The sequence below is a fragment of the Ferrimonas balearica DSM 9799 genome (genome assembly GCF_000148645.1).
GTDB classification, from domain to species: Bacteria; Pseudomonadota; Gammaproteobacteria; order Enterobacterales; family Shewanellaceae; genus Ferrimonas; species Ferrimonas balearica.
On record NC_014541.1, the window covers coordinates 3,609,146 to 3,634,164 of the forward strand.

The 25,019-nt window shown below is 62.6% G+C and carries 24 protein-coding genes; 10 read left to right on the forward strand and 14 right to left on the reverse strand.

The features are described 5' to 3' along the window. Positions 1-375: 375 nt before the first annotated feature. A complete protein-coding gene (locus FBAL_RS16370) occupies positions 376-732 on the forward strand; it encodes a YibL family ribosome-associated protein (RefSeq protein WP_013346703.1) in 357 nt (118 codons plus the stop codon). 60 nt (positions 733-792) lie between these two features. Here FBAL_RS16370 and FBAL_RS16375 read toward each other — a convergent pair whose 3' ends face one another. From FBAL_RS16375 to hrpB, 8 genes are all read right to left on the reverse strand, one after another. Beyond that, a complete protein-coding gene (locus FBAL_RS16375) occupies positions 793-1,074 on the reverse strand; it encodes a YihD family protein (protein WP_013346704.1) in 282 nt (93 codons plus the stop codon). 103 nt (positions 1,075-1,177) lie between these two features. Continuing rightward, positions 1,178-2,656, reverse strand: a complete 1,479-nt coding sequence (locus FBAL_RS16380; protein ID WP_013346705.1) for a VWA domain-containing protein — start codon at positions 2,654-2,656, stop codon at positions 1,178-1,180. Next, positions 2,646-4,277, reverse strand: coding sequence for an AAA family ATPase (locus FBAL_RS16385; RefSeq protein ID WP_013346706.1), 1,632 nt, complete (start codon positions 4,275-4,277; stop codon positions 2,646-2,648). The genes FBAL_RS16380 and FBAL_RS16385 overlap by 11 nt, the downstream gene beginning before the upstream one ends. Before the next feature lie 116 nt (positions 4,278-4,393). Next, on the reverse strand, positions 4,394-5,386 hold the full coding sequence (locus tag FBAL_RS16390; protein ID WP_013346707.1) for a succinylglutamate desuccinylase/aspartoacylase family protein: 993 nt from the start codon (positions 5,384-5,386) through the stop codon (positions 4,394-4,396). A gap of 8 nt (positions 5,387-5,394) precedes the next feature. Further along, positions 5,395-5,985, reverse strand: a complete 591-nt coding sequence (locus FBAL_RS19705) for a 3'-5' exonuclease (protein WP_013346708.1) — start codon at positions 5,983-5,985, stop codon at positions 5,395-5,397. Positions 5,986-6,065: 80 nt separating this feature from the next. Then, positions 6,066-7,544, reverse strand: coding sequence for a putative basic amino acid antiporter YfcC (gene yfcC / locus FBAL_RS16400; RefSeq protein ID WP_041251339.1), 1,479 nt, complete (start codon positions 7,542-7,544; stop codon positions 6,066-6,068). 156 nt (positions 7,545-7,700) lie between these two features. After that, a complete protein-coding gene (mrcB, locus tag FBAL_RS16405; protein WP_013346710.1) occupies positions 7,701-10,100 on the reverse strand; it encodes a penicillin-binding protein 1B in 2,400 nt (799 codons plus the stop codon). A gap of 19 nt (positions 10,101-10,119) precedes the next feature. After that, positions 10,120-12,597, reverse strand: coding sequence for an ATP-dependent helicase HrpB (gene hrpB / locus FBAL_RS16410; RefSeq protein ID WP_041251340.1), 2,478 nt, complete (start codon positions 12,595-12,597; stop codon positions 10,120-10,122). Positions 12,598-12,679: 82 nt separating this feature from the next. On the opposite strand from hrpB, the gene thpR reads away from it, so the two are divergent. Continuing rightward, positions 12,680-13,237 carry an RNA 2',3'-cyclic phosphodiesterase gene (gene thpR, locus FBAL_RS16415; protein WP_013346712.1) on the forward strand — a complete coding sequence of 186 codons (558 nt, stop codon included), beginning with the start codon at positions 12,680-12,682 and terminating at the stop codon, positions 13,235-13,237. On the opposite strand, the gene FBAL_RS16420 is transcribed toward thpR, so the two are convergent. Next, entirely contained in the window at positions 13,212-13,691 is a 480-nt protein-coding gene (locus tag FBAL_RS16420; RefSeq protein WP_013346713.1) for a DM13 domain-containing protein, read from the reverse strand. The genes thpR and FBAL_RS16420 overlap by 26 nt on opposite strands. Positions 13,692-13,841: 150 nt before the next feature. Then, positions 13,842-15,119: an aminopeptidase PepB gene (gene pepB / locus FBAL_RS16425; protein ID WP_013346714.1), complete on the reverse strand. Its 1,278-nt coding sequence runs from the start codon at positions 15,117-15,119 to the stop codon at positions 13,842-13,844. A 91-nt stretch (positions 15,120-15,210) separates the two neighbouring features. Here pepB and sfsA point away from each other — a divergent pair, with 91 nt between their 5' ends. The 8 genes from sfsA to panD all read left to right on the forward strand — a co-directional run bounded on the left by sfsA (position 15,211) and on the right by panD (position 21,628). Then, positions 15,211-15,924, forward strand: a complete 714-nt coding sequence (sfsA, locus tag FBAL_RS16430; RefSeq protein WP_013346715.1) for a DNA/RNA nuclease SfsA — start codon at positions 15,211-15,213, stop codon at positions 15,922-15,924. Positions 15,925-16,089: 165 nt separating this feature from the next. After that, positions 16,090-16,536, forward strand: a complete 447-nt coding sequence (dksA, locus tag FBAL_RS16435; protein WP_013346716.1) for an RNA polymerase-binding protein DksA — start codon at positions 16,090-16,092, stop codon at positions 16,534-16,536. A gap of 44 nt (positions 16,537-16,580) precedes the next feature. Beyond that, positions 16,581-17,459, forward strand: coding sequence for a tRNA glutamyl-Q(34) synthetase GluQRS (gene gluQRS, locus FBAL_RS16440; RefSeq protein ID WP_013346717.1), 879 nt, complete (start codon positions 16,581-16,583; stop codon positions 17,457-17,459). Between the two features lie 120 nt (positions 17,460-17,579). Continuing rightward, positions 17,580-18,929, forward strand: a complete 1,350-nt coding sequence (gene pcnB, locus FBAL_RS16445; protein ID WP_013346718.1) for a polynucleotide adenylyltransferase PcnB — start codon at positions 17,580-17,582, stop codon at positions 18,927-18,929. Then, entirely contained in the window at positions 18,926-19,402 is a 477-nt protein-coding gene (folK, locus tag FBAL_RS16450) for a 2-amino-4-hydroxy-6-hydroxymethyldihydropteridine diphosphokinase (protein ID WP_013346719.1), read from the forward strand. Before pcnB ends, folK begins: the two co-directional genes overlap by 4 nt. A 103-nt stretch (positions 19,403-19,505) precedes the next feature. Further along, positions 19,506-20,300, forward strand: coding sequence for a 3-methyl-2-oxobutanoate hydroxymethyltransferase (gene panB, locus FBAL_RS16455; RefSeq protein WP_013346720.1), 795 nt, complete (start codon positions 19,506-19,508; stop codon positions 20,298-20,300). A gap of 23 nt (positions 20,301-20,323) precedes the next feature. Continuing rightward, positions 20,324-21,181 carry a pantoate--beta-alanine ligase gene (gene panC, locus FBAL_RS16460; RefSeq protein WP_013346721.1) on the forward strand — a complete coding sequence of 286 codons (858 nt, stop codon included), beginning with the start codon at positions 20,324-20,326 and terminating at the stop codon, positions 21,179-21,181. 66 nt (positions 21,182-21,247) lie between these two features. Then, on the forward strand, positions 21,248-21,628 hold the full coding sequence (panD, locus tag FBAL_RS16465) for an aspartate 1-decarboxylase (RefSeq protein WP_013346722.1): 381 nt from the start codon (positions 21,248-21,250) through the stop codon (positions 21,626-21,628). A gap of 59 nt (positions 21,629-21,687) precedes the next feature. Here panD and FBAL_RS16470 read toward each other — a convergent pair whose 3' ends face one another. The 4 genes from FBAL_RS16470 to FBAL_RS16485 form a co-directional block, all read right to left on the reverse strand. Continuing rightward, entirely contained in the window at positions 21,688-22,233 is a 546-nt protein-coding gene (locus tag FBAL_RS16470) for a hypothetical protein (protein WP_013346723.1), read from the reverse strand. Between the two features lie 264 nt (positions 22,234-22,497). Continuing rightward, complete coding sequence (trmB, locus tag FBAL_RS16475) at positions 22,498-23,163, reverse strand: tRNA (guanine(46)-N(7))-methyltransferase TrmB (protein WP_013346725.1); 666 nt, start codon at positions 23,161-23,163, stop codon at positions 22,498-22,500. Continuing rightward, positions 23,163-23,933 (reverse strand): ABC transporter permease, encoded by a 771-nt coding sequence (locus FBAL_RS16480; RefSeq protein ID WP_013346726.1) that lies wholly within the window; start codon positions 23,931-23,933, stop codon positions 23,163-23,165. The genes trmB and FBAL_RS16480 overlap by 1 nt, the downstream gene beginning before the upstream one ends. Further along, positions 23,930-24,868: an ABC transporter ATP-binding protein gene (locus FBAL_RS16485; protein WP_013346727.1), complete on the reverse strand. Its 939-nt coding sequence runs from the start codon at positions 24,866-24,868 to the stop codon at positions 23,930-23,932. The genes FBAL_RS16480 and FBAL_RS16485 overlap by 4 nt, the downstream gene beginning before the upstream one ends. Positions 24,869-25,019 lie beyond the last annotated feature (151 nt).

A 25,019-nucleotide genomic window follows, 5' to 3' on the forward strand; every position in this document is an offset into this window, starting at 1 on the left:
CTTGATAATGGCGGTTGTCTGAAGCCAGCGCGGTCGAAATGACCACTAACCGGCACAACCCTGCCCCTTCATAGATTGGACATCATGTCCCTGACCCGAACGGCTGAAGTGTTTGAAACTATAACGTTTTCGCCAAGGCGCCCATACTAAAATCGGCGCCACACGCAGTGGGATCCCTCTGCATTTATCGATTGCACAACACTCCATTTGCACAGAAAACATTTTATTCACATTTCCTGCTGTGCCACCTAAGGGGCATTTACCTTGCTGTTCTCCCCGCTTCAAGTAAACGCGTTGAGGTGAAACTTGGTGGCTGGGCAGTGGTATACTTGCCCCATTACCTTCCCCCGGCTTCGCGCCGCACTGAGGACCCCCATGAAACTGAAGCAGGAGCTGCACCAGCTCAATAACAAGCTCAATGGCGCCAAGCGCAAACTGGATGCGGCCCATCGCCGCGGTGACCAACCGGTTATCGACCAGTTCAATGAAGAGGTTGCTGCGCTGACCAAGCGCATCGAAAGCGTGAAAACCACCCTGAACCGCCAGGTGAACCAGCAGGGCGCCAAGGTGCAATCCCTGCCGTTCCATCGCGCTCTCAGCAAAGAGGAGCAGGCGGACCTGGGCAAGCTGAAGAAAACCGTGCGTGGTCTGGTGGTGGTGCACCCGATGACCGCGCTGGGTCGCCAGATGGGCCTGGAACAGGTCACCGGTTTCGCACCGAAAAAGTTCTGAAGCTCAGAACGCAAAACACCCCGCCAAGGCGGGGTGTTTGCTTATTGGGGCTGTGCTGACTCAGCGCTCGCTGTCGTCAAAACCGCGGGCCTTGAGAATCGCCCCTTTCCAGTCGAAGTCCTCGACATAATCCTTGGCGATGCCGGGGATCATCTTGCCCTCACCGGTCTCTTTCATCTTCAGATGGTAGATCAACACGTCGTCGGTCAGCTCCGCCAACGGGCCGGTGAAACCCGCTTCTTCGGCCAGTTTGGCCAGCATCTGGGTCAGGTTGAGATCCTGATGTTTCTGCCACACCGGCTCCAACAGCTCCAACAGTTCATCAATACGGTGGCAAGACATGGGCGCTCCTCTACTACCTGGCCGCTAAAAATGGGAAAACGGGCACATTATGCCCCAACAACGTGAGGTCGCTCCAGCATCTTGCTCGGCCTGGACGAGATTTTCAGCGTTTTTGCGCTTTTACCCGCCCCCAGATGGAGGTTTCCAATGGCCACAGATGGTTCATCTGGTCCAGCAGGGCCGGGTTGCCCTCCCGGGACAGCGCCACCGCATGAAACCGGTTGCCACGCTGCTGCGCCGCTTCCAGTGAGGACAGTGCCTCGCCTTTAAGCCGCGGCGCAATAAAGTCAGAGACCACCACCACATCGGCATTGGCAAAAGGCACCAGGTTCAGCGCTTCGCAGGCGTGCTCGATGCACTGGCCGATGTCGGTGCCGCCGTGAAAACGGTAACCGAGAAAATCCCGGGCCTGGCTCAGGCCGTGGCTGCCCAGCAGGTCAAAGGATTTCACGGCGGTGGAGAAGATCATCACCCGGCAGTCACGGTCGGCTTTGACCGCCTCACGCATCAACGAGAGGGCCAGCGCCTTGGCGCAGCGCTCCGGTTGGCCCGCCATCGAGGCGGAGGTGTCGATGCAGAGGATAAAGGGGCCACCGTTGTCCTCCACATCGGCGTGACGATGCCGGAACACCGGTTTCAGGTGCCCTTTCTCCGGCGTCTTGCCCTTCATCTCGTAGATCAGCAGCTGGGAGTCGATCAGCTGTTTGAAGAACAGCAACTCAAGCTCCTCGCTGGAGAGCAATGAGGTGGCCACCGCCAACAGCCGGCCCAGGTCTTTGCCCTGCTGCACCCCTGCCACCTCCTCCGGCAGCGTACTGAAACGCTGCTCGCTGACGATCGCTTTCTCCTTTACCCGTTTTAACGGGCCCCGGTTCGAGGCTTTGGCCATCTTGCCGATCTGGTCGGCCAGACGCTTGATCTCCGGTTGTTTGCCGAGGAAGTCCGCCAGCTGGGTCAGCCCCTTCATCTGGCGGCGGGACAGCGGCACATCGGCCATGTCCCACAACCGCCCCACTTCCGAGGGGTGAGACACCGGGATCAGTGCACTGAGGTCTTCAGTGCCATCCAGTCGCCGGTAGAGGTCCGCCAACAGCTCGGCCCGCTGTTCATCCAGCAGCGCCAACTGTTCGGCCAGATAGCGCTGCTCCAGGCTCTGCTCCCACTGCGCCACCAGTTCCGCGTGGGCCTGCTCCAGCGCAGCGTGGGACAGCTTGGGTAACTTCTCCGCCAGCCCCCGCAGCACCCCCTCCATCGGAGAGTGGCCCTTCAGCTGCAACCGGAACGCCGGGATCTCCTCCGCCAGCGCTTCCGGGTCCAGCCCTCGACAGCGCTCCAGCAGGGTAATCTCCCGACGCCCGGCAGCGGGCAGAGACTGGTGCAACACCACCGCCTGCAGGCGGTCACCCCAGCGGGTCACCTCGCGCTCCAGCGCGTGATTCAGCCCCTCATGACGCAGGCGGCGTTCCCGTTGAACCTGACCGATCACCTGCCGTTGCTGTCGGTCCATCACCCGGCCCACCAGGTTTTTCAGGGCCTGTTGCTGGGCCGGATCCTGGCGTTCCCGTTCGGTATCAAACGGCATCGTAAGCGGCCCGAATGCGCGCCCCCAGCGCCTGCGCCTGCTCGATGCCCTGCTCCAGTGCCGCCAGCTGCTCAGCCAGATCATCGAGGCTGTCAGTCACCATGTCGGTCAGGTCGGTATCGATAAAGTTGTGGGGCATGGTGGCGTTGAAGTTGCGACGGTGGATATTGGCGTCCTGCACCAGGGTGCGGGTTTCCGAGACGATGTGCGCCAGCGCGTTATCCCAGCCATCGCGGGTGTCACGGCTGACCGCCCAGGGACCCAGCACCGCCAGCGGGATCTCCGCCCCGGCCACATCCTTGATGATCAGGCGCTGCTCCGCATCCAGTCCGAGCTGAACATGGTAGGCGTTGCGCTCCAGGTCATTGATGAACACCGCGGCGGTGCCTTCACCGGCGGCCACCCGTTTCTGCAGTTCACCTTCCGCCACCCGCAGCCGCAGCAGCGGCTCTTCAACCTCCTGACTGACCGGGCCACAGGGGATCAGCGGCAGCAGGGTCACCATGGGGCCTACCGCCGCCCGGTTCTCCTTCAGCGCCTCGTCCAGATTCAGTTCTACCCGCTCACCGCGCAGGCCGCTGGTGCGCTTCAGCCCCGGCGCCATCCCTTCAGCCCGGGAGCGCTCCAACCGCGCCAATTCGCCCTGCAGGAACAGGATTTGACGCTGGGTTTCCCCCTGCTCAAACGCCACTTCCCGGGCGTATTCGCTCATGACGCCCTGGATCCGCTCACGGGTGGCCATATCGCGCCACAAACAGTTACGCAGGATCAGCAGGTCGGTGGGGGAGACGGTCATGCGGCCGTTGTAGTAGGCGGATGCACGCAGCAGCGACACCGACTTTTTCCAGCGTCGATCGGAGATGTAGAGGTCCAGCTCCGGGTTGGCTTCCTGACGTTCGTCCACCAGCAGCTTCAGTTGGTACAGCTTCTCGAACACCGGCTCCGGCAGGGTGACGTTTTTCACTTCCCGCTGCCAGCGCTCGTACTCCTCTTCGGTGATCTTGAGCCCCTCGGGCACCGGGTCACCGTAAACGTCGGAGGTGTCATTGATCATCGCCTGGAAGTGGCCCTTCTCTGCCACCTTGTCGGCGTAGACCCGGAGCAACATGCGGTCGTACAGCGGCTCCAGGCTGGAATCGCCATCCGGCAGCTCGTTGGAGGCGGTGATCAACAGCCGCATCGGCACTTTGATCTCCTGATTGCCGTTGCGGTAGACCTTCTCATTCACCACGGTCAGCAGGGTATTCAGAATGGCCGGACCGGCTTTCCAGATCTCATCCAGGAACACCACGGTGGATTCCGGCAGGTAGCCTTCGGTAAGGCGGACGTAACGTCCCTCCTCTTTCAGGGCCTGGATGGAGAGGGGGCCGAACAACTCCTCGGGAGTAGAGAAGCGATTCATCAGGTATTCGAAGGCGGTGCCCTCTTTAAAGGCGTGCATGATGCGGCGGGCGATCAGGCTTTTGCCGATCCCCGGCGGGCCCAGCAGAAACACGCTCTGACCGGTCAGGGCCGCCAGCAAACAGAGCTTAAAGGCGCGATCGCGCTCGTAGACCCCGGTAGAGAGCGCCTGAACCAGGCGAGTGATGCGGGTAGCTAATCGCTGCGCGTCGTCGGACATCCGTGCAAAACCTTACTGAAAATGAGTTGTTATGAAACCTACACCCTGCTCACAAGCCGGGCAACGGGGGGACCTCACAAAGCAAAACGCGCGCCCCTCAGGCGCGCATTTTTTCATCAATTGTGCAGCAAACGTACCAGCAGAGTGCCGGGTTCGCGCATTGGATCATCGTTGATGCTGAGCACCCAACCGGCAATCGGCGCGTGATAGTGGCGGGCTTCGGCGCCGAAAGCGTCGTACTGAATCGCCACCAGCTGCCCCAATGCCACCGCCTGCCCCAGTGCCACCTGAGGCAGAGCCAGTCCCCCCAGCTCCGCCCGGATGGTAGTGGTGGCCCGGCCCTCTGCCGGCACCGAGACCGGCTCGCACCCTTCGGGGGTGGGTCGTGCTTCGGTCAGCCCCAGCTGATGCAGCACCCGGTGCAGGCCCGCCACCGCACGCTGCACGGTGTGGCGCTCGGCGATACTGCCGCCGCCCACCTCGAGGGTGATGCAGGGCACATCATGCTGATTCCAGACGGTTTCCAATACGCCGGGTTCGCCCGGGTCATCCTGCAGGCAATCCGGTCCCACCGCCCGAGCCATCGCCAGCGCCGCCGGGATGCGGTAATCGGCGAAAGCAAACAGCGGGTAGCGGGCGCCACGGGTCTGGGTGTGCAGGTCGATGGCGTAGTCAGCGTTGCCTTTGAGCAAGCCATGCCACAACCGGTGCAGGTATCGCTCGGCGCTGTTGCCCTGCTCGCGGCCGGGAAACAGGCGGTTGAAGTTGAAGCTGGAGCTGTCCGGGTCGGTCGGCATAAAGTCACGGTGGCGCGCCAGCATCCCGGAGGGGTTGAGCCCGGGCACCAGCACCACGGTGCCGCGCAGGCTGCGGTAATCCAGCTCCCGCCCCAGTTGCTGGGCGGTCAACACACCATTGAGTTCATCGCCATGCACCCCGGCGGTGACCATCACTCTGGGGCCCGGCTCACTGCCCCGGTAAACCAGAACCGGCACCAGCCAGCTTTGCCCGATGCCATTGGCCAGCGCCTCAAAACGGAAGGTATGACGGCCCGCAGGCAGGCTGTCCAGCTGCAGTCGGTCGATAATGGGGGCAGATTGAAAAGGCATAACGCTCCTTACTGTTCGTCGTCCGGGCACAGGGCCGGGTACAGGTCACCGGCCCGAATCATCGCCATCACCAGATTAGCCAGGGTCAGGGCGTCGGCTTCCGCGTTGTGTTGTGGCTGGGCCACTTCCACGCCGTAACGAATGGCCGCGCTGGTCAGTGAAGCCCGCTCCCGGCGGTGCGAACAGAAGTTAAATCGGTAGTAATCGGCCAGGTTAAGCAGGCCGTTATGGAAGGGGTAGTCCACCCCTTTGGCAGCAAAATCCGGCGCCATCCAGGAACGCTCATCGCCCCAGCTGACCAGGCCATTCCAGCGCTGGCCAACGCCCCACTTGGTGGTCAGCAGCTCCGCCGCCTGCGCCAATGGCATGCCACGCTTATCCAGGGTGCTCTGGCTGATGCCGGTCAACTGGTAGCAAAATTTGCTGACGGGATGGCGTACGTTGGTGATGTAGTAGCTGCCGGTGCGGCTGACACAGAACCGCTCAATGTCGATCTCCGCCAGGCCAAACTGGATGATCTCCAAGGTTTGCGCCTTCTGGTATGCCGGGTCATCCCAGCAGGTCAGTTCGGTATCAATACAGAGAATGCGCTTACCCATCTCAGCCTCTTATTAGCAACAAAAAGCGGGCCCGCTGGCCCGCTTAATTATCGCTGTGTCAGTGCACTGCGACCAAGCCGTCAGGCGTAGCCAAACAGGTGGGCACCCACCACGGCAACGCTGGCCAGGACAAACAGCAGCAACATAAAGCGCCAGGCGAAGCGAGCCCAGTCGCCCCAGTCTACCCGGCAAACCCCAAGGGTGGCCATCAGCGGGGCAGACGTCGGCACGATCACGTTGGTAAAGCCATCACCCAGCTGGAACGCCAGTACCGCCACCTGACGGGTGACGCCCACCAGGTCGGCCAGCGGCGCCATCAGCGGCATGGTCAGTGCCGCCTGGCCGGAGCCGGAGGTCACAAAGAAGTTGAACACCGACTGGAACAGCAGCATAAACCAGGCTGACAGCACTTCCGGCATGCCACCAATGGTGTTGCCGGCGCTGTTCAGGATGGAGTTCAGTACGGTCGGCTCGGTGGCTTCGCCACCGCCCAGCAGCAGCAGGATACCCTTGGCACAACCCACCAGCAGCGCGGCTGGCAGCATGATGGCGGCGCCCTCTTTAAAGGAGGAGGCGACGTCGTTCATGGTCATGTTGTTGAGGCGGAAGAACACCCCAATCAGACCGGCCACCAGGCCCATGGTGAAGAACTGGGAAGCGATCTCCGGGATGTACCAGGCGTTCACTACCACGCCCCAGATCACCCACACCATGGTGGCAATCACGGTCAGCAGTACGAGAGTATCGCCCAGGCCCCAGCGGCTGGAGGCCAGGTCGCCCATCGGCTGGTCGCGGAAGTGTTTGTCGGTGTGGAAGCTGTAGGAGCGGGTCGGGTCGGCTTTGACGCCACGGGCGTACCACATGGTGAACAGGATGCCCACCAGAGTGAAGCCCACCCACAGGGCGATGCGGTATTCGGCACCGGACAGCACCGGTACGCCAGCGATGCCCTGAGCCACGGCCACGGAGAAGGGGTTCATCCAGGAGGCGCCGAAACCCACCTGGGTGGCCACGTAGGTCACCATCACGGTGGTGACGCCGTCGTAGCCCAGGCGGATCATCAGCGGCGCGATAATAATGGCAAACGCCACCGCCTCCTCACCCATACCAAATACGGCCCCACCCAGTGAGAACAGGGTGAACATCACCGGGATAAACAGTGCTTCGTTACCGCGGGTCTTGTCGATAAGACGCAAAATGCCGGTGTCGATGGTGCCGGTGCGCATCACCACACCAAACGCACCGCCAATCACCAGCATAAACATGATGACGCCAATGGCACTGCCCCACTTGGAGCCGGAGACCAGCCCTTCGAACGGGAAGTTGAGGAAGCCTACCCCGCCGCCGCCTTCAAACAGGCCGACTTTGTTGTAGAGCACCTCACCGTTCTCATCCAGCGCATACTGGAACGAGTCCGGATCCACCACAGTGCGGGTTTTTTCCACCCCTTCCACCGTGTAGTGGATCTCTTCAGTCTGGAAGCTGCCGGCCGGGATGATGTAGGTCAGAGCCAGCGCCAACAGCGCCACACCGAAGATCAGGATAAGGGTATCTGGCATTTGCCAGCGTGAAGAAGCCGCCCCAGGGGCGGCTTGCGGAGTAGAGCCGTCATTCATTCTTGCGTCACCATGACATGTTATCGTTATCCGCTGCATAGTATTTCATATGCAGTGAATAACAATGTTCGAACGGCCAAAAATGCGCCGTTCGTCCCATTAGAAACTAAAAATCCGCTCCAGCCAGTTTTTAGCCCGTTCACCCCCCTGGCAACCACGGGGGTCAGGCCAGCTGGCGGCGTCCGCCGGCAGCGCTACCGCATCGATGCAGTCCGATGCCACCGGCACGCCGGAGGCGGTCTGGAAATGGCCATTCACAATGTTCCCCGGACGGGTCAGCACCAGCGACAGCGGCTCCCGCTCATCCAGGTAACGCTGGTACAGCGGCAGCGCAGCGGAGCTGCCATAGAGCCCGGCATCGGAGTTGTCGTCGCGGCCGACCCAGGTCACCACCACGTCACGGTCATCAAAGCCGGCATACCAGGCATCACGACCGGCGGTAGTGGTGCCGGTTTTGCCCGCCAGGGTGGTGTGGGGGAACTGCTGCTTCAGGCGTCGTGCCGTACCGCGCTCCACCACCTGAGTCATGGCGTAGTTGGTGAGCCAGGTGGCCTGGGGCGACAACACCTGCTCTGAGGTGCTCTTCTGTTCCACCAGTCGCTCGCCCTCTTTGTTCAGCACATGGCCAATGGCATAGACCGGGCGGTAGCGACCACTGTCGGCGAGGGTCTGGTAGAGCTGGGCCACCTGTAACGGGCTGGCGTCCAGCGCCCCCAGCAACAGGGCCGGGTTGGGGGTGATGCGATCGGGCCAACCGGATTTGCGCAGGGTGCTGATCACCGGCTCAAGGCCGATGGCCATCCCCAGGTTCACCGTAGGCACGTTGTAGGAGTACACCAGGCTGTCCAGCAGGCTGGCCTGGCCGCGGAACTTCTTATCCACGTTCTGGGGCGACCACACCTGGCCACCGCCACTTTTCAGGCTGATCGGCTCATCCTTCAGCGGCGTCGCCAGGCTGAACTGCTGCGGGGCTTCCAGCGCGGTTTCGTAGACAAAGGGTTTCAGCAGCGAGCCCACCGGACGGCGGGCATCCAGTGCCCGGTTGAAGCCGAGGTAGCTGGGGTCACGGTCGCCCACCAGTGCCAGCACCCCGCCGTTATAGCGGTCAACCACCACCATGGCGGCCTGCAGCTTGTCGTCTTTGCGGTCCCGTACCATCTGCGCCATCCCCTGCTCCACCGCTTTCTCGGCGGCACGCTGGGCCAGCGGATCGAGGGTGGTGTACACCTTCAGGCCGGACTGATTCAGGATGTTGTCGCCAAAGCGCTGGGCCAGCTCACGCTGCATCATGGTGCGGAACGCGGGCAGTTTATGGCGCTGGCGCCAGTTGGGGTCGCGCAGGGCCAGATCCATCTGGGTGTAGGTGCTGTACTGACGCGGCGAGATCAGCCCCTCTTCGATCATCAGCTTGAGCACCAGATCACGACGCTGCATGGCGCGTTCCGGGTAGCGCCAGGGGTTGTAGTAGCTGGGCCCCTTGATCATCGCCACCAGCAGCGCCTGCTGGGCCAGGTTCAGCTCATCCAGCGGCGTGCCGAAGTAGTGCCAGGCCGCCAGCCCCACACCATGGATGGCGATCTTGCCATCCTGGCCCATGTAGACCTCGTTCAGGTAGGCCTCGAGGATCTCATCCTTGCTGTAACGGGCGTCGATGATCAGCGCCATCAACGCTTCGTTGGCCTTGCGCACCAGGGTGCGATCACGGGTCAGGAAGAAGTTTTTGGCCAGCTGCTGGGTCAGGGTACTGCCCCCCTGCACGGTGCGGCCCGCCTTAAGGTTGGCCAGCGCCGCCCGGGCAATGCCGGTAAAGGAGAGGCCGTGGTGCTGGTAGAACTGGTTGTCCTCGGTGCGCAGCAGCGCCGACACCAGCGACTCCGGGATCCCCTCACGGGGGACAAACAGACGGTCTTCGGTGTTGCCGGTGATGATGCGATCCAGCAGCAGGGGTTCGAGCTGCAGGAAGCCGAGGTCACGGCTGTCACTGGAGCGCACCAGTCGGGTTACCCGGTTCTCACTGAAGTGGACCATCACCCGCATCGGCGACTCATAGCCGTTAGGGCCATCGAAGGCACGACGGTAGATCTCGATGCGCCCCACCGCCACGGCAAATTCGCCCTCAGAGGCCGCGGTGCCGGTATTGCGGTAGCCCAGCAGTGCCAGCTCCTGCTTGAGCTGCATGTGGGTAACCGGCGCACCGGGATAGAGACTCATGGGACGGGCAAACACCTGCGCCGGCAGATACCAGCGCTGGCCCTCAAACTTGCGGGCAATCTGGGTATCCAGGTAGAGGCCATACAGGGCAACAACGGCCAGGCCGACCAGCGCCAGCTTGCCCATCATCAGCGCGGCACGCCGCCACCATGAGCGCTGCGCGGCCGGTTTGGGTTTCGGCTTGGCCTTTGCCCGGGTGCCGGTTTTGGCCTTCGCTTTGCTGGTTGAGGGCGCGCGTTTGCGCTTGGTTTCCGCGCCCGGCGCGTTGTTGTTCGGAGTCTTTGCCATCTCAGTCAATCAAATTCGGTTACGTCAGGTGCCGCTTGGTCTTGCGGGTCGGCGCCGTATTGGCCGGATCGTCCGGCCACAAATGCTTGGGATAGCGTCCCTTCATCTCTTTCTTTACTTCACTCCAGGCTCCAGCCCAGAACCCGGCCAGGTCCTGGGTGATCTGGATGGGCCGCTGTGCCGGTGACAACAACTCCAGGGTCACCGGCAAAGCACCACGTGCCAGCCGCGGGGTGTCGCTCTGGCCATACATCTCCTGCACCCGAACCGCCAGCTTGACGCCGCCACTGTGGTAATGCAACGCCAGGGCGCTGCCGGTGGGCACGGTCAGCCGCTCAGGCAGCTCACTGTTCAACAGCGATTGAGCCTGCCACGGCACCTGGTCCAGCAGGATCTGGTAGAGGTCCAGCTGCTTGAGCTGGCCGGTCTTGGTCAGGCCCGACAGGTAGGGGCCCAGCCACTGCTCCAACCCCGCCAACAGCGCGCTGTCGCTCAGATCCGGCCAGGATTCGGTGGTCAGAGTTTGCGCGGCCAATGCCACGCGGGCCTGCAGGGTACGGGCTCGGTCGCTCCAAGGCAACGCTTCCAGCCCTTTGCGCCGCAGATGATCCAGCAGCGCCAGGCGATAATCCGCCTCGGTCAGGTCCGACAATCGCTCTCGACCCACCACCAGGGCCCCAATGCGGGTCTGGCGCTCCGCCTTCAGGGCACCGCTGGCGCTGTCCAGGCCGGCGTGGCGAACCGTCTCAAACAGCCCCGGTTGCACCGCTTTCAGAGCGTCCAGATTGAGCGCTGCCGCCAGGTGAATGCGGGCATCGCCCTGACCGGCCCGCTCATTCAGGCTGGCCACCACCAGATAGGGCTCGGCGCAGAGCGGGTCGGACTCCTCCAGCGTGGCGCCCGCGCCCCCGGACAGCAGGAAGCGATGTCCGCTGCCGCCCCGCCCCTGGGCGATGCGGTCAGGATAGGCCAGCGCCAGCAACCAGCCCGCTTCACTGTGGTGAGCGGGTTTGCTGGCGTGGCCCTGACCCAACTGGCGCCACCACTTGTCCGCCATCTGGCGATAGCGACCGGAGCGGGCCGCGTCCAGTCGGCGGCCCAGATCGGCGCCCACCTGACGGCCACGCAGCGGGTCACCCTCCTCCAGTAAGGCGGCCAGATCGCAGGCCAGCCGCAACAGGCCCGGCTCCTTCGAGTCGGTTTCCCAGGCCGCGGCTTTCACCAGCATGTGGCCCAGTCGCGGATCAGCCCCGAGTCGATGCACCCTCTGGCCCAGCGCGGTGATGCGGCCATCCGCCGCCACCAGCTCCAGCCGTTGCAACAGCGCCCGGGCACGTTGCACCGCACTGTCCGGCGGTGGACTCAGCCAGGCCAGCTCATTGACGTCGGTGGTGCCCCAGGCCGCCAGCTCCAGCACCAGACTAAGCAGATCGGCCCGCTGGATCTCCGGCAGTTCCGCCTCCGCCAGCCCCTGCTGCTGGGTTTCGCTCCACAGCCGCACACAGTGGCCCGGCGCCAAACGCCCGGCCCGGCCAGCACGTTGCTCGGCGGAGGACTGGCTGATGCGTACCAGCTCCAAACGGGTCTGGCCGGTGCGCAGGTTCAGGCTGGCGCGGCGCTGGTAACCGGCGTCCACCACCACGGTGATGCCGTCGATGGTCAAACTGGATTCCGCCAGATTGGTGGCCAGCACCACTTTGCGGCGCCCCGCCTCCGGCACGGCCACGGCGCGGTCCTGCTCGGCGCCGGACAGCTGGCCGTAGAGCGGACAGATATCGACATTGTCCGCGACCTGGCCCTGCAACTGCTCGGCGGCGGAACGGATCTCCCCCATACCGGGCAGGAACACCAGCAGGTTGCCATCCTGGCTGGCCAACTGGCGTTTTACCTGTGCCACCAGGGACGGTAACCAGGGCTGGCCGGTGGCCACCGGGGCGTACTCCACCGACACCGGAAAGCTGCGCCCTTCGCTCTCCAGCAGCGGCGCCTCGGGCAACAGCTGGGCCAGCGGCTGGCCCTGCAGGGTGGCCGACATCAGCATCACTTTGAGATCATCCCGCAGGCCGCCCTGCACTTCCAGTGCCAGCGCCAGGGCGAGATCCGTGGCCAGATGGCGTTCATGCACCTCATCAAACAGAATCAGGCCGACGCCGGTCAGCTCCGGATCAGACTGGATCAGCCGGGTCAGCACCCCTTCGGTCACCACTTCCAGCCGGGTCTCTGCACTGACCTGAGTCTCACCGCGCACCCGCAAGCCGACCCGCTGCCCGACCTTTTCACCCAGGCAGCGAGCCAGGTAGCGGGCGATCATCCGGGCCGCCAGACGACGGGGTTCCAACAGCAGGATTTTGCCCTCGACCTCGGGCCAGTCGAGCATGGCCAACGGCAAAGCGGTGGATTTCCCCGCACCCGTCGGGGCACGAAGAATCAACTGATTGTGTCGGGCGAGGTTTTGGCGGATGCTGGGGAACAGATCCTGGATCGGCAATGTCGACAAACCGAGACTCTCAAGGGGCAAACAAAGGGCCCTAGTGTACTGTCCGGCCCCCGACACGCCAAGCTAGCCACAAGGAGACCCCATGGCGGAGCGACTCTTTTTCTCCGTCCCGCTAAGCCGCATCAGCCAACTGGAGCTGATCCGCCTGCAGGCCCGACTGGGCGCCGAGATGAGCGGCCCGGCCCGGGTGGTGCCCGCCGCCAATTTTCACCTGACCCTGGCCTTTCTGGGCTCGGTCAGCCAACAACAGAAAGCGGCCCTGCTGGCGCGCTGGGAATCACTGGTGGTGCCGGAGGTGTCTCTGGAGCTGGACCAACTGGCCTACTGGCACCGGGCCGGAGTGATCTGCGCCACCACCAGCCGCACCCCGATGGCGCTGGGACAACTGGCCCATCGTATGCGTCAGGACGCAGCCGAACACGGCCTGCATCGCAGCCATGCGCCGTTCCGGCCCCACGTCAGCCTGTTTCGCAGCGTCAGTCAGTTAAGCCGGGAGTTGCCCGCCATCACGCCGGTGCCGCTGCACATTAATGAGGTGGACCTGATGGTGTCGGTGTTTGAGCCGCACGGGGTGGAATACCACAGCGTGCGGCGCTGGGGTGGCGCCGGGAGCCTCAGCCCCGGTAATGAGCCGCGGTAATAAACTGGCCGAAGGACTCGCACCAGATGATGACGCTGGTGTAGCCGGCCGGGTCGATCTCTGCGGGCAGCGCCAGCAGGAAGTTATCAAAGGTTTTCACCGCCCCCACCCGCACCATCTGTGCCTTCAACCGGTTAAAGTCCGCCTCGGTTTCGACAAACTCCGGTGACAGGTACAACTGGTAATCCGGGCCCGGGGCCAGCTTGCCCTCCAGCGCGATGGCACCGTTGCCCAGGGTGACGATGCCCTCCCCCCAGTGCAGGGCATCGCTGTCGGCCAGATCACGAACGAACTCGCCGCGATACTCCGCTTTGGCGGCCACCGCCGCCAAAGCGCTGGCCTCAGGCGCTTCCGGTGCAGTCAAAATGGGCAGGGCGTAGATCCCTCCGGCAAAACCGGCCAGCGCCACCAAGGCGTGGCTGATCAGTAACAGCAGGGGCTTCCTGAGGTTCATCGCGGTGTTCTCCTGATGGGTGATTGAAGAGATAAACCGGGAAAAACCGATTTGCCTTTCATCGCTCAGGAAAACGCCTCAGCCAGAAACCACAACGCCCCGCCGGGACAGCCCGGCGGGGCGTTGAATTCAGACCGGTAAAACCGTCGGTCAGGCTTTCAGCAGCAGGTTGGCGATGGTCAGCATTCCCATGCCGGTGGCGCCGGTGGCGTGCTGGCCATTGTCACTGTCGGCGTAGCTGCCGGCCAGGTCAAAGTGCAACCAGCCCTTCGGCGGCGTGCCGGCAAAGCGACTCAGGAAGCCCGCGGCGTTGGACGCGCCACCGGTGCCGCCACCTTTTACCGCACGGCTGTTGGCGGTATCCGCAAAGGGAGAGGGGCACTTGTCGGCGTGGAACGGCTCCAGCGGCAGGCGCCACAGGCCTTCGTCCACCTCGGCGGCGGCATCCAGCGCGTCTTCCGCGGCTTCATCATCGAGGCTGAACAGGGCGTTGTAGTCGTCACCCAGAGCCACGGCAGCGGCACCGGTCAGGGTGGCCGCATCGATGATGCGCTCCGCACCGGACTCGTTGGCGGCGATCAGGCCATCGGCCAGCACCAGGCGCCCCTCGGCATCGGTGTTGACGATCTCAACACTGGTGCCGTTCTTATAATGCAGGATGTCGCCCAGCTTGTAGGCGTGGCCGGAGATCAGGTTCTCGGCGCAGCACAGGTAGAGCTTCACGCGCTTGTCCAGGCCACGACGGATCGCCAGCTTCAGCGCCGCCGCCACGGTGGCCGCGCCACCCATGTCGCACTTCATCGCCACCATGCCGGCGCTTGGCTTGATGCTGTAGCCGCCGGAATCAAAGGTGATGCCTTTACCCACCAGCGCCACGCTGACCGGCGCGTCATGCTGGCCAGTCGGGTTGTAGTCCAGCTCCAGCAGCACCGGCGGACGCTCAGAGCCGCGGCCCACACCGTGCACGCCCACCCAACCGGCAGCCAGCAGGGCATCGCCCACGATCCGGCGGGAGGTGATGTGGTCCGGCGCCAGCCCAGACAGGCGCTCCGCCACCTCATCGGCCAGCACTTCCGGGCTCAGGGCTTCCGGGGTGGCGTTGGTCAGGTCTTTCAGCCACAGCTGGGCATCGCGCTGAGGCTCGAGCTGATCGTCGTGGGAAGCCCACTCGATCTCGCCGGGCACCTTGGCGGTGCCAAAGCCACAAGCAAAGCGCCACTGCAGCACCGGGTCCCACTCTTCACCCTGCAGGGTGACAGACTGGATGCCCTGGGCAGTGATTTGACGGGCCGCCGCCTGCACCTGGCGGTAGAGGTCGCCCTCACCCAGATGGATACGGGCGGTGTTGCCCTGAAAACTGACTTTGGCGTTACCCCATGCGGCCGGAGCCGGCTGGTTGTCCAACACCACGATAATGCGATCAGTCATTGACGAGGTCCTTTTCTTCTCACTAATAATGTGGGCCTCAGTGTACACAAAGACATGGCCGCCCACATCCACCAAATCTCGACAGGACTTCATGGAATTTTCTCCCCCGCTTTACTCAGCAACTCTGATCAAACGCTACAAGCGATTTCTGGCCGATATCCAAGGCGATGATGGCAGCGAGATGACGCTGCACTGCCCCAATACCGGTGCCATGACCGGCTGTGCCGAACCCGGCTGGCGCGTCTGGTACTCCGACTCCGGCAACCCCAAGCGCAAGTACCCCTGCACCTGGGAGCTGGTGCAGAACGATCAGGGCCACTGGATCTGCGTGAATACCGGCCGTGCCAACGGCCTGGCGGAGCTGGGGATCCGCAACGGATTACTGGAGAGTCTGGCGGCGGACGCCGACATCCGTCGGGAAGTGCGATACGGCTCAGAAAACAGCCGCATCGATCTCTTGTTGTCCGGCAATGATTTGATAAGTTGTTATATTGAGGTTAAAAGTGTCACTCTGTTGGGCGATAACGGACGTGGGTATTTTCCTGACGCTGTCACCGCCCGGGGCCAGAAACATCTGCGTGAGTTGATGGAGATGGTCCAACAGGGGCATCGGGCCGTATTACTGTTTGTGGTGCCACATACCGGCATTGAACGGGTGTCACCCGCACAGCATATTGACCCGGAGTACGCGCGCTTATGTCGTGAGGCGGTCGGGGCCGGTGTCGAGTTTCTGGCCCTCGGATGCGATATAGATGCAAACGGGATACGGCCCATCAGGGCGCTTCCCGTCGACCTTTTACCCTAGGCTGCTACACTTGCGGCCTTAACCGAACGTGACGCGAAACACGGTGGTCTGGTTCGAGTTAGCAATATGGCTCGCAGGGAATTGCGCAAACGAGAGCCATTTGGTATAGATACCGCCCCAAATTGATAATCGCTTCTCGTTTGACAGAGTAACAGGAGACGCCTAATGCCGCAGGGCACTGCAAAGAAGATTGGTGTATTGGCTTATGCCAACGTGGAGCCTTACCGGGAGCAACCTGGTGAGGAGTACATGAACGAGAAGCAGCTGGCTCACTTCAAAACCATTTTGGAGGCTTGGCGTAACCAGCTGCGTGAAGAGGTAGACCGTACCGTCCACCATATGAAGGACGAAGCGGCCAACTTCCCGGATCCGGTGGACCGCGCTGCTCAGGAAGAAGAGTTCAGCCTCGAACTGCGCACCCGCGACCGCGAGCGCAAACTGATCAAGAAGATTGAAAAGACTCTGATCAAGCTGCAGGACGACGACTTCGGTTTCTGCGACTCCTGTGGTGTCGAAATCGGCATCCGTCGTCTGGAAGCGCGCCCGACCGCTGACCTCTGCATCGACTGCAAAACGCTGGCAGAGATCAAAGAGCGACAGATGGCAGGCTAACCATCTGATAACGGGAGGCTCAGCCTCCCGTTTTTCTTTTCAGCATGACCACACCCTACATCGGGCGCTTTGCGCCATCCCCTTCCGGCCCCCTCCATTTCGGCTCACTGATTGCCGCTGTCGGCAGTTACCTGCGCGCCCGCGCTCAGGATGGCCAATGGTTGGTGCGCATCGAAGACATTGACCCGCCCCGCGAAGTGGCCGGCGCCGCTGACCAGATCCTCCGTACCCTGGAAGCCCACGGCCTGCACTGGGACGGTGAGTTGGTGTACCAAAGCCAGCGTAGCGAGCGTTACGACGCCATCCTGCAGCGGCTGACCGACGCCGGTCAGTGCTACCCGTGCAGCTGCACCCGCAAACGGATCCAGGCGATGGGTGGGGTTTACGATGGCCACTGCCGTCGGCATGGGCCCGAAAGTGGGCCGCAGGCACTGCGCCTGCATAACACCGTGGCCATTGACCACTTTAATGATGGCCTGCTTGGCCCCATTAACACCGACGCGCCGTTTGCCGGAGAGGACTTTATCCTGAAACGCCGGGATGGCCTGTACGCCTACCAGCTGGCCGTGGTGGTCGACGACCACGACCAGGGCATCACCGAGGTGGTGCGCGGCAATGACCTGCTGGAAGCCACGGTACGTCAATGCACCCTGTTCACCCAGCTGGGCTGGACAGTACCGGCGTTCCTGCACCTGCCTCTGGCGGTGTGGTCCGACGGCAACAAACTGTCGAAACAGAACCACGCGCCGGCGCTGGATGACCGCCAGCCCTCCGCCAACCTGGTGCGCGCATTGGCGTTTCTTGGCCAGGCCACCGAACCCGACTGGCAGGCTCTGCCACCGGATGCGGTGTTGGCGCAGGCAGTGTCACGCTTTGACCTGAGCCGCATCCCCCGTCAGCGTAACCTGCCGGCTCCGCTTTAACGGCTTATCATTTAATCACCCTTGGTATATCATGGCGCGCCATAAGCCATCCGGCCCTAACGCCCTGGCATGCCCACAGCAAATTCAACGAGGTGTCCCATTCTTAAGCGCCTGACGACAATGGCTAAGCGCCTGATCGGCGGCCGCTCCAACGCGGCGCCCATCGAGCCTAAGCTCGAGATCTTTCCCCGCAAAGCGCACCGGATCTCCCGTAATGACATCAGCGAAAACGCGCTGAAGGTCCTGTATCGCCTGCACAAAGCGGGCTACGAAGCCTACCTGGTGGGCGGCGGTGTGCGTGACCTGCTGCTGAGCCACCAGCCGAAAGACTTTGACGTGGCTACCAACGCCACCCCGGAGCAGATCCGTAAGCTGTTCCGCAACTGCCGCCTGGTTGGTCGCCGGTTCCGCCTGGCCCACATCCTGTTTGGCCGTGACATCATCGAGGTGGCGACCCTGCGTGGCCATCACGCGGAGTCCAGCGACAAGCACGCCCGCGCTGACGACAGCGGTCGTCTGCTGCGTGACAACGTCTACGGCAGCATCGATGAAGACGCCGAGCGTCGCGACTTTACCGTTAACGGCCTGTACTACGACATCGCCGACTACAGCGTGCGCGACTACTTCGGTGGCATGGCTGACCTGAAGGCCCGCCGCCTGCGTCTGATTGGTGACCCGGAAACCCGTTACCGTGAAGACCCGGTGCGGATGCTCCGTGCCGTGCGTTTTGCCACCAAGCTCGATTTCACCATCGACACCCAGACCGGTAAGCCGATCCCGGCGCTGGCAGAGCTGCTGTCCGACATTCCGGCGGCGCGCCTGTTTGAGGAATCGCTCAAGCTGTTTCTGGCCGGCAAAGCCCTGGACAACTTCCGCCTGATGCGGGAATACGGCCTGTTTGCGCCGATGTTCCCGATGCAGGAGAAGCTGCTGCAGCAGGATAAGGACGGCAAAGTGCTGGCCCTTATCGAAGCGATGATGAAGAACACCGACCAACGGGTTGCGGCCGACAAGCCGGTGACTCCGGCCTTTATCTACGCCGCCCTGCTCTGGTACGTGGTGGAAGATTTGGCCCAGCGCCGCCGTGACCGTGGTGTCGCTGAATATGACGCCCTGACCGCCGCTTCCGGTGACGCCATCGCCAAGCAGTGCAAAACCGTGTCGCTGCCGCGTCGCTTTACCACCCCGGCGATGGAGATCTGGCAGCTTCAGGGCCGCCTGGAGAAACGCGCCGGTTCTCGCGCCTTCCGTGTCTACGAACACCCGCGCTTCCGCGCCGCCTACGACTTCCTGCTGCTGCGGGCCGAGGCGGAAGGGGGCGAACTGGTGGAGCTGGCCCGCTGGTGGACCCAGTTCCAGGACACCGACGATCAGGGCCGCCGCCAGATGGTGCGCGCGCTGGGCAATGAAGGCGGCAAGCGTCGCCGTCGTCCCCGTCGTCGTAAGCCGCAAGGCAAGGCTAGCGAGTGATTCGAGCTTACATCGCGCTGGGCAGCAACCTCGAGGCGCCCGCCCAGCAACTGCAACAGGCCCTGTCCGCCCTGGACGAACTGGCGGACACCCGCCTGGTGGCCTGTTCCAGTTTCTACCGCAGCCCGCCGATGGCGGGCATGGACCAGCCCGACTACCTCAATGCCGTCGCCGCCATCGATACCTCGCTGGCCCCGTTGGCGCTGCTCGACGCCCTGCAGGGCATTGAGCAACAGCAAGGGCGCGAGCGCCACACCCGCTGGGGCGCCCGCACCCTCGACCTGGATATGGTGTTGTACGGCGATCAAGCTATTGAACACGAACGGTTAACCGTGCCCCACTACGGCATGGCTGAGCGCGCTTTTGTGCTGATCCCGCTGTTTGAGCTGGCCCCGCAACTGACCCTGCCGGATGGCCGCCAGCTCGCCACCCTGCTGGCCCAGTGCCCACCGCAAACTCTCTTTATCCGGTAACGCCCCGGTTACCGGATATTCTCCACTTTGTCACCTCCGGCGTTGAATCCGCCTGCCAGTTGTCATATAACGGCATCTCTTTGGGCAGTAGAGCTTCAACACTATGGACAGGATCACCACCTCCACCCTGAACCGCTATAAGCGTGAAGGGCGAAAATTCGCTGCGCTGACCGCCTACGACGCCAGCTTCGCCGCGGCCTTTGCTGAGCAGGGCGTGCCGGTGCTGCTGATTGGCGACAGCCTGGGCATGGTGCTCAACGGTGATGAGGACACCCTCAAAGTGACCGTCGAGGATGTGGCCTACCACACCCGTGCCGTCAGCAAAGGTGCCCCCAAGGCGCTGGTGATCGCCGACATGCCCTTCATGAGCTACGCCACCCCAGAGCAGGCCTTCGACAGTGCCGCCACGCTGATGCGGGCCGGTGCCCAGATGGTCAAGCTGGAGGGCGGCGACTGGCTGCTCGACACCGTCCGCGGTCTGACCCAACGCAGCGTCCCGGTCTGCGCCCACCTCGGCCTGACCCCGCAATCCGTGCACGTGTTTGGCGGCTTCAAGGTACAGGGCCGTGGTGACGACGCGGGCAAGGCGATCCTCGACCAGGCCCTGCGCCTGCAGGACGCCGGTGCCGCCATGCTGGTGCTGGAGTGTGTGCCCACTGAACTGGCCCGCACCGTCACCGAGGCGTTGTCGATCCCGGTGATCGGCATCGGTGCCGGCCCCCACACCGATGGCCAGATCCTGGTGATGCATGACCTGTTCGGCATCACCTCCGGCTACATCCCCAAGTTCGCCAAGAACTACCTGGCTCAGACCAACAGCCTGCAAGCCGCTGTGGCCGCCTTCGTTGAAGAGGTGGAGCATGGCCGCTTCCCCGGGCCGGAGCACTGCTTCAACTGAGCCACACCGACAGAGGAGTCGTTATGCAAACCCTGTCTGATCCCCATCGCCTGCACCAGCTGGTTCGCCAGTGGCACCAGGCCGGTGAAAGGGTGGCCTTTGTCCCCACCATGGGCAACCTGCACGATGGCCATATCGCTCTGGTGCACCAGGCGAGAAGCCGGGCTGATCGCGTGGTCACCAGCATCTTCGTCAACCCGATGCAGTTCGGCGCCGGGGAAGACCTCGACGCCTACCCGCGCACGCTGGAGCAGGACAAACAGCGCCTGTTCGACGCCGGCTGTGACCTGCTGTTCACGCCGGAAACCGAACTGCTCTACCCCGCCGGGCTGGCTCAGCAAACCTACGTTGAGGTGCCGGGCCTGTCCGATCTCCACTGCGGCACCAGCCGCCCCGGCCACTTCCGCGGCGTCGCCACCATCGTCTGCAAGCTGTTCAATCTGGTGCAGCCGGACATCGCCTGCTTTGGCGAGAAGGATTACCAGCAACTGGCGGTGATCCGCACCATGGTGCGCGACCTCAATATGCCGGTGGAGGTGATTGGCATCCCCACCGTGCGGGAGCGCGATGGGCTGGCGATGAGCTCTCGCAATGGCTACCTGACCGAGGCCGAGCGTGCCCAGGCGCCGGAGCTTAAGCGCACCCTCGACCTTACCGCCCAGGGCATCCAGAGCCTGGGCCTGACCGACCGCAACACGTTGGAGCAGCAGGCCGAAGCCCGCCTGCGCCAGCACGGCTTTACCCCCGACTTTGTCCGCATCTGTCATGGCCAGACCCTGGCCCCGGCACAACCCGGTGATACCCAGTTGGTTATCCTGGCTGCGGCGCAGCTGGGCCGGGCCCGGCTTATCGACAATCTGACGGTGGATCTCACCGGGTGATTTGGTGATAATGCGCCGCTTAACAATTGCGACACAGTTCACAACCAGGAAGTAACGGAACCGCTTATGCAACGCATCATGCTGAAGGGCAAACTGCACCAGGCCCGCGTCACCCACGCTGAGCTGGAGTACGAAGGCTCCTGCGCCATTGACCAGGACCTGCTGGACGCTGCCGGCATCCTCGAGTACGAAAAGATCGAGATCTACAACATCGACAATGGCGAGCGCTTCAGCACCTACGCCATCAGTGGTGAGCGTGGCTCCAAGATCATCTCCGTGAACGGCGCGGCCGCCCATAAGGCCAGCCCGAAAGACCGCGTGATCATCTGCGCCTACATGGTGATGGATGAGGAAGCGGCCAAGACCCACAAGCCGCAGCTGGTCTACCTGAACGAAAACAACGACATCAAGGGCACCGCCAACGTCATCCCGACCCAGGCAGCCTGACCCTCCTGATGCGCAAAAGGCCCCGTTTCGGGGCCTTTTTTGTGCCGGTCTGAACAGCGCTAGAACGCGATGGCCAGGTCCCAGAACAGGGTGGGTTTGCCAATCTTATACTCCCGGCTGCCGTTCTCTTCGAGGTAATCCACCTGGGGGAAAATCGCCAGCCCCACCGAGAAGCGGCGGTAACTGAACTCCAGCTTGGGGGCGAACACCGGCAGCCACTTGCGGTCGGTGCCCTGGAAGATCTCATCCTGGTATTCGGCGATGGTGCGGTTGGCGACACCCAGCACAATGCCCGCCGCCACGTAGTCGTTAAAGGGGTAGTTCCAGCTCCAGCTGACCGCGTACATGTCGTTGTCGAAGCTGTCTTTGAGGTAGGAGCCGCCGACCTGGCAGTACCAGCGTTCGCTGCCGTGGCACTGATTGATGCGGTAGTAGTAACCGATGCTCTGGTGGGTTTCGTTGTAGCTCGGTGAATCCTCGAAGGGTTCATCTTCAAGGTGCTGAGACCAGCCACCGAAGCGGATCTGGTGATGCCACTCGTCGTTCGCGTGTGCTGTCCCTGCCACCATCAGGACACACAGTGCCCCAACTTGCGCTCTCCCCATTTGGCGTCCCCGGATGCGTTCGTCAAATGAAGAGTGTAGAACTCAGTTAAGCAGGTACCACAACAATCCCTGACTGCTGAGCACCACCGTCATGCCCACCAGTATCACCGTCCAGCGGTGTTGCCCCCTAGTCATTGTCGCTCCCTAATGGCGAAGTTCGCCGTTTTGCTTATTAAGCCAGGAACAAAGCCAGATCCATGCCAGCTGTAAAAAGCCGGTGGATCATGGCTTTACATTAGTCATCCTAGGGGACTTTGAGCAAAGTTACGACTTTTTAGTGAGATCGCATACCAGACGATGCAGGGGCTGGCCGGATTCACCGTACTTACGCTCAAACGGCGTGAGCGGTGGTTCGTCCGGCAGCGACACAAATTCCCCCTGGTGGCCGGCAATGGCCAGCGCCGCCTGAAACTCCTCCAGATAGAGGCGCCAGTTGGAGCGCAGCTCAAGCTGGCCTCCCAGTGCCAGCAGCGACGGGAACAGCGGACCACCATGCCAGCGCCGCTGCAGGTGGGCCGATTTGGGCCAGGGGTTGGGGTAGAGCAGATAGTGGTGGGTGGGCGCCCAGCCGTCCTCCACCATCATCCGCCACAGGTCGTTCAGGTTGCCCCGCACCACCCGATAGTTGTCACTGCCGGCGTGATAGTGGTCATGCTTGTCGACCCGCGCGGCGGACTTATCCAGCCCCAGCACGATGGCCTCCGGGTGGCGGCGTGCCAGGTTGGCGGTGCTCTGGCCGACGCCACAACAGGAGTCCAGCACCAGCGGCCGGCCATCGGCCTCCTTCCACGCTTTCAGCTCAGCAAACAGCTCTCGACTGTAGTCGGCGTACGGCGCCCGGAACGGGTGGGTCAGGTGACGGCGCACCACGTGATCGAGGTTGTCGTGAATGCCGGCCTGGTTGGACTGGATAGAACGTGAGTTCCCCATCAGCTGCGCAGTCCTATGCCCTTGTCGATCAAACGATAGGCCACCGCAAACAGCACGGTGATAAAGGCGGTGAGTACCCCCAGCGAGGCCCACAGGCTGACGTCACTGACACCGAGGAAACCGTAACGGAAGGCGTTAATGGTGTAGACCACCGGGTTCAGTTGGGACACCCCCTGCCACAACGGCGGCAGCAGCGAGATGGAGTAGAACACCCCGCCCAGGTAGGTCAGCGGCGTCAGTACAAAGGTGGGGATGATGCTGATGTCGTCAAAGGTTTTGGCGAACACGGCGTTAATCAGGCCGCCAAGGGCAAACACCACCGAGGTCATCAGCAGGGTCACCAGCAGCACCGGCAGGCTGTGGATCTGGATATCCACAAAGAACAGCGCCACGGCGGTGACGATGGCGCCGACGCAGAGGCCGCGAGCCACCCCGCCCGCCACGTAGCCGAGGATGATCAGCACGTTGGGCACCGGCGCCACCAGCAGCTCTTCGATGTTGCGCTGGAACTTGGCGCTGAAGAAGGAGCTGGCCACGTTGGCGTAGGAATTGGTGATCACCGACATCATGATAAGCCCGGGCATGATGAACTCCATGTAGCTGAAGCCGCCCATCTGGCCAATCCGGCTGCCAATCAGGTTACCGAAGATCAGGAAGTAGAGGGTCATGGTGATCGCCGGCGGCACCAGAGTCTGCACCCAGATCCGGCTGAAGCGGGTGATCTCCTTGCGGACCAGCGCCTTAAAGGCGATCCAATAGGGGTGACTCATGCCTGTGCCTCCTGTCGGCCATTTTCCACCAGTGACACAAACAGCTCCTCCAGTCGGTTGGCTTTATTGCGCATCGACAGCACGGTGATGCCCTGCTCGCCCAATTGCTGGAACAGGCCATTGAGGCCCACCTCTTTGGCCACATCCACCTCCAGGGTGTTGTCGTCCAGGCGGCGGCACTCGAAGCCCTCCAGGTAGATCCGGCCGCTGTCCGGTGCCAGATCGAGCACAAAGGTTTCTACGGTCAGTTTGGCCAGCAGCGCTTTCATGGTGGTGCATTCCACCAGCTCACCCTTATCGATGATGCCGATATGGCGACACAGCATCTCCGCCTCTTCGAGGTAGTGGGTGGTGAGGATGATGGTGACGCCCTGCTCATTGATCTCTTTGAGGAAGCGCCACATGGAGCGGCGGATCTCGATGTCGACCCCGGCGGTGGGCTCATCCAGGATAAGCAGCTTGGGTTCGTGCATCAGCGCCCGGGCGATCATCAGACGACGCTTCATACCACCGGACAGCTCACGGGCACGGGCGTTGCGCTTCTCCCACAGGTCGAGTTGGGCCAGATACTTTTCCGCCCGCTTCATCGCTTCGGCCTTGGGCACACCGTAGTAACCGGCCTGGTTGACCACGATCTGCAGTACCGTCTCGAACTGGTTGAAGTTGAACTCCTGCGGCACCAGGCCGATGCAGCGCTTGGCGCCGTTCAGGTCGTTATCGATATTGTGGCCGAACACCTCGACGTCACCGGCGCTCTTGTTCACCAATGCGCTGATCACCCCGATGGTGGTGGATTTGCCGGCACCATTGGGGCCCAGCAGGGCAAAGAAATCGCCCGCTTCAACCGCCAGGTCGATCCCTTTCAGGGCTTCCACCCCACCGGGATAGGTCTTGCGCAGGGACCGGATCCGCAGGGCGCAATCTTGTTGATTCATCGATCTCTCCCTCACTGCTCAGGCGCCTATTATAGGTAGCCGCCCGGTAAGAAAAAACGCCAGTTCCGATGTGGACTTAGCCAAACCGTGGCAACCCCGGTTCACCCGGCACCTGGCGGTTGAAATTTAACCAGGCTTCTGGGAAGTTGTT

Coding starts and splice junctions, on each gene's coding strand:
- FBAL_RS16370 (WP_013346703.1), top strand. CDS start 376: ATGAAACTGAAGCAGGAGCTGCACCAGCTCAATAACAAGCTCAATGGC.
- FBAL_RS16375 (WP_013346704.1), bottom strand. CDS start 1,074: ATGTCTTGCCACCGTATTGATGAACTGTTGGAGCTGTTGGAGCCGGTG.
- FBAL_RS16380 (WP_013346705.1), bottom strand. CDS start 2,656: ATGCCGTTTGATACCGAACGGGAACGCCAGGATCCGGCCCAGCAACAG.
- FBAL_RS16385 (WP_013346706.1), bottom strand. CDS start 4,277: ATGTCCGACGACGCGCAGCGATTAGCTACCCGCATCACTCGCCTGGTT.
- FBAL_RS16390 (WP_013346707.1), bottom strand. CDS start 5,386: ATGCCTTTTCAATCTGCCCCCATTATCGACCGACTGCAGCTGGACAGC.
- FBAL_RS19705 (WP_013346708.1), bottom strand. CDS start 5,985: ATGGGTAAGCGCATTCTCTGTATTGATACCGAACTGACCTGCTGGGAT.
- yfcC (WP_041251339.1), bottom strand. CDS start 7,544: ATGCCAGATACCCTTATCCTGATCTTCGGTGTGGCGCTGTTGGCGCTG.
- mrcB (WP_013346710.1), bottom strand. CDS start 10,100: ATGGCAAAGACTCCGAACAACAACGCGCCGGGCGCGGAAACCAAGCGC.
- thpR (WP_013346712.1), top strand. CDS start 12,680: ATGGCGGAGCGACTCTTTTTCTCCGTCCCGCTAAGCCGCATCAGCCAA.
- FBAL_RS16420 (WP_013346713.1), bottom strand. CDS start 13,691: ATGAACCTCAGGAAGCCCCTGCTGTTACTGATCAGCCACGCCTTGGTG.
- pepB (WP_013346714.1), bottom strand. CDS start 15,119: ATGACTGATCGCATTATCGTGGTGTTGGACAACCAGCCGGCTCCGGCC.
- sfsA (WP_013346715.1), top strand. CDS start 15,211: ATGGAATTTTCTCCCCCGCTTTACTCAGCAACTCTGATCAAACGCTAC.
- dksA (WP_013346716.1), top strand. CDS start 16,090: ATGCCGCAGGGCACTGCAAAGAAGATTGGTGTATTGGCTTATGCCAAC.
- gluQRS (WP_013346717.1), top strand. CDS start 16,581: ATGACCACACCCTACATCGGGCGCTTTGCGCCATCCCCTTCCGGCCCC.
- pcnB (WP_013346718.1), top strand. CDS start 17,580: ATGGCTAAGCGCCTGATCGGCGGCCGCTCCAACGCGGCGCCCATCGAG.
- panB (WP_013346720.1), top strand. CDS start 19,506: ATGGACAGGATCACCACCTCCACCCTGAACCGCTATAAGCGTGAAGGG.
- panC (WP_013346721.1), top strand. CDS start 20,324: ATGCAAACCCTGTCTGATCCCCATCGCCTGCACCAGCTGGTTCGCCAG.
- panD (WP_013346722.1), top strand. CDS start 21,248: ATGCAACGCATCATGCTGAAGGGCAAACTGCACCAGGCCCGCGTCACC.
- FBAL_RS16470 (WP_013346723.1), bottom strand. CDS start 22,233: ATGGGGAGAGCGCAAGTTGGGGCACTGTGTGTCCTGATGGTGGCAGGG.
- trmB (WP_013346725.1), bottom strand. CDS start 23,163: ATGGGGAACTCACGTTCTATCCAGTCCAACCAGGCCGGCATTCACGAC.
- FBAL_RS16480 (WP_013346726.1), bottom strand. CDS start 23,933: ATGAGTCACCCCTATTGGATCGCCTTTAAGGCGCTGGTCCGCAAGGAG.
- FBAL_RS16485 (WP_013346727.1), bottom strand. CDS start 24,868: ATGAATCAACAAGATTGCGCCCTGCGGATCCGGTCCCTGCGCAAGACC.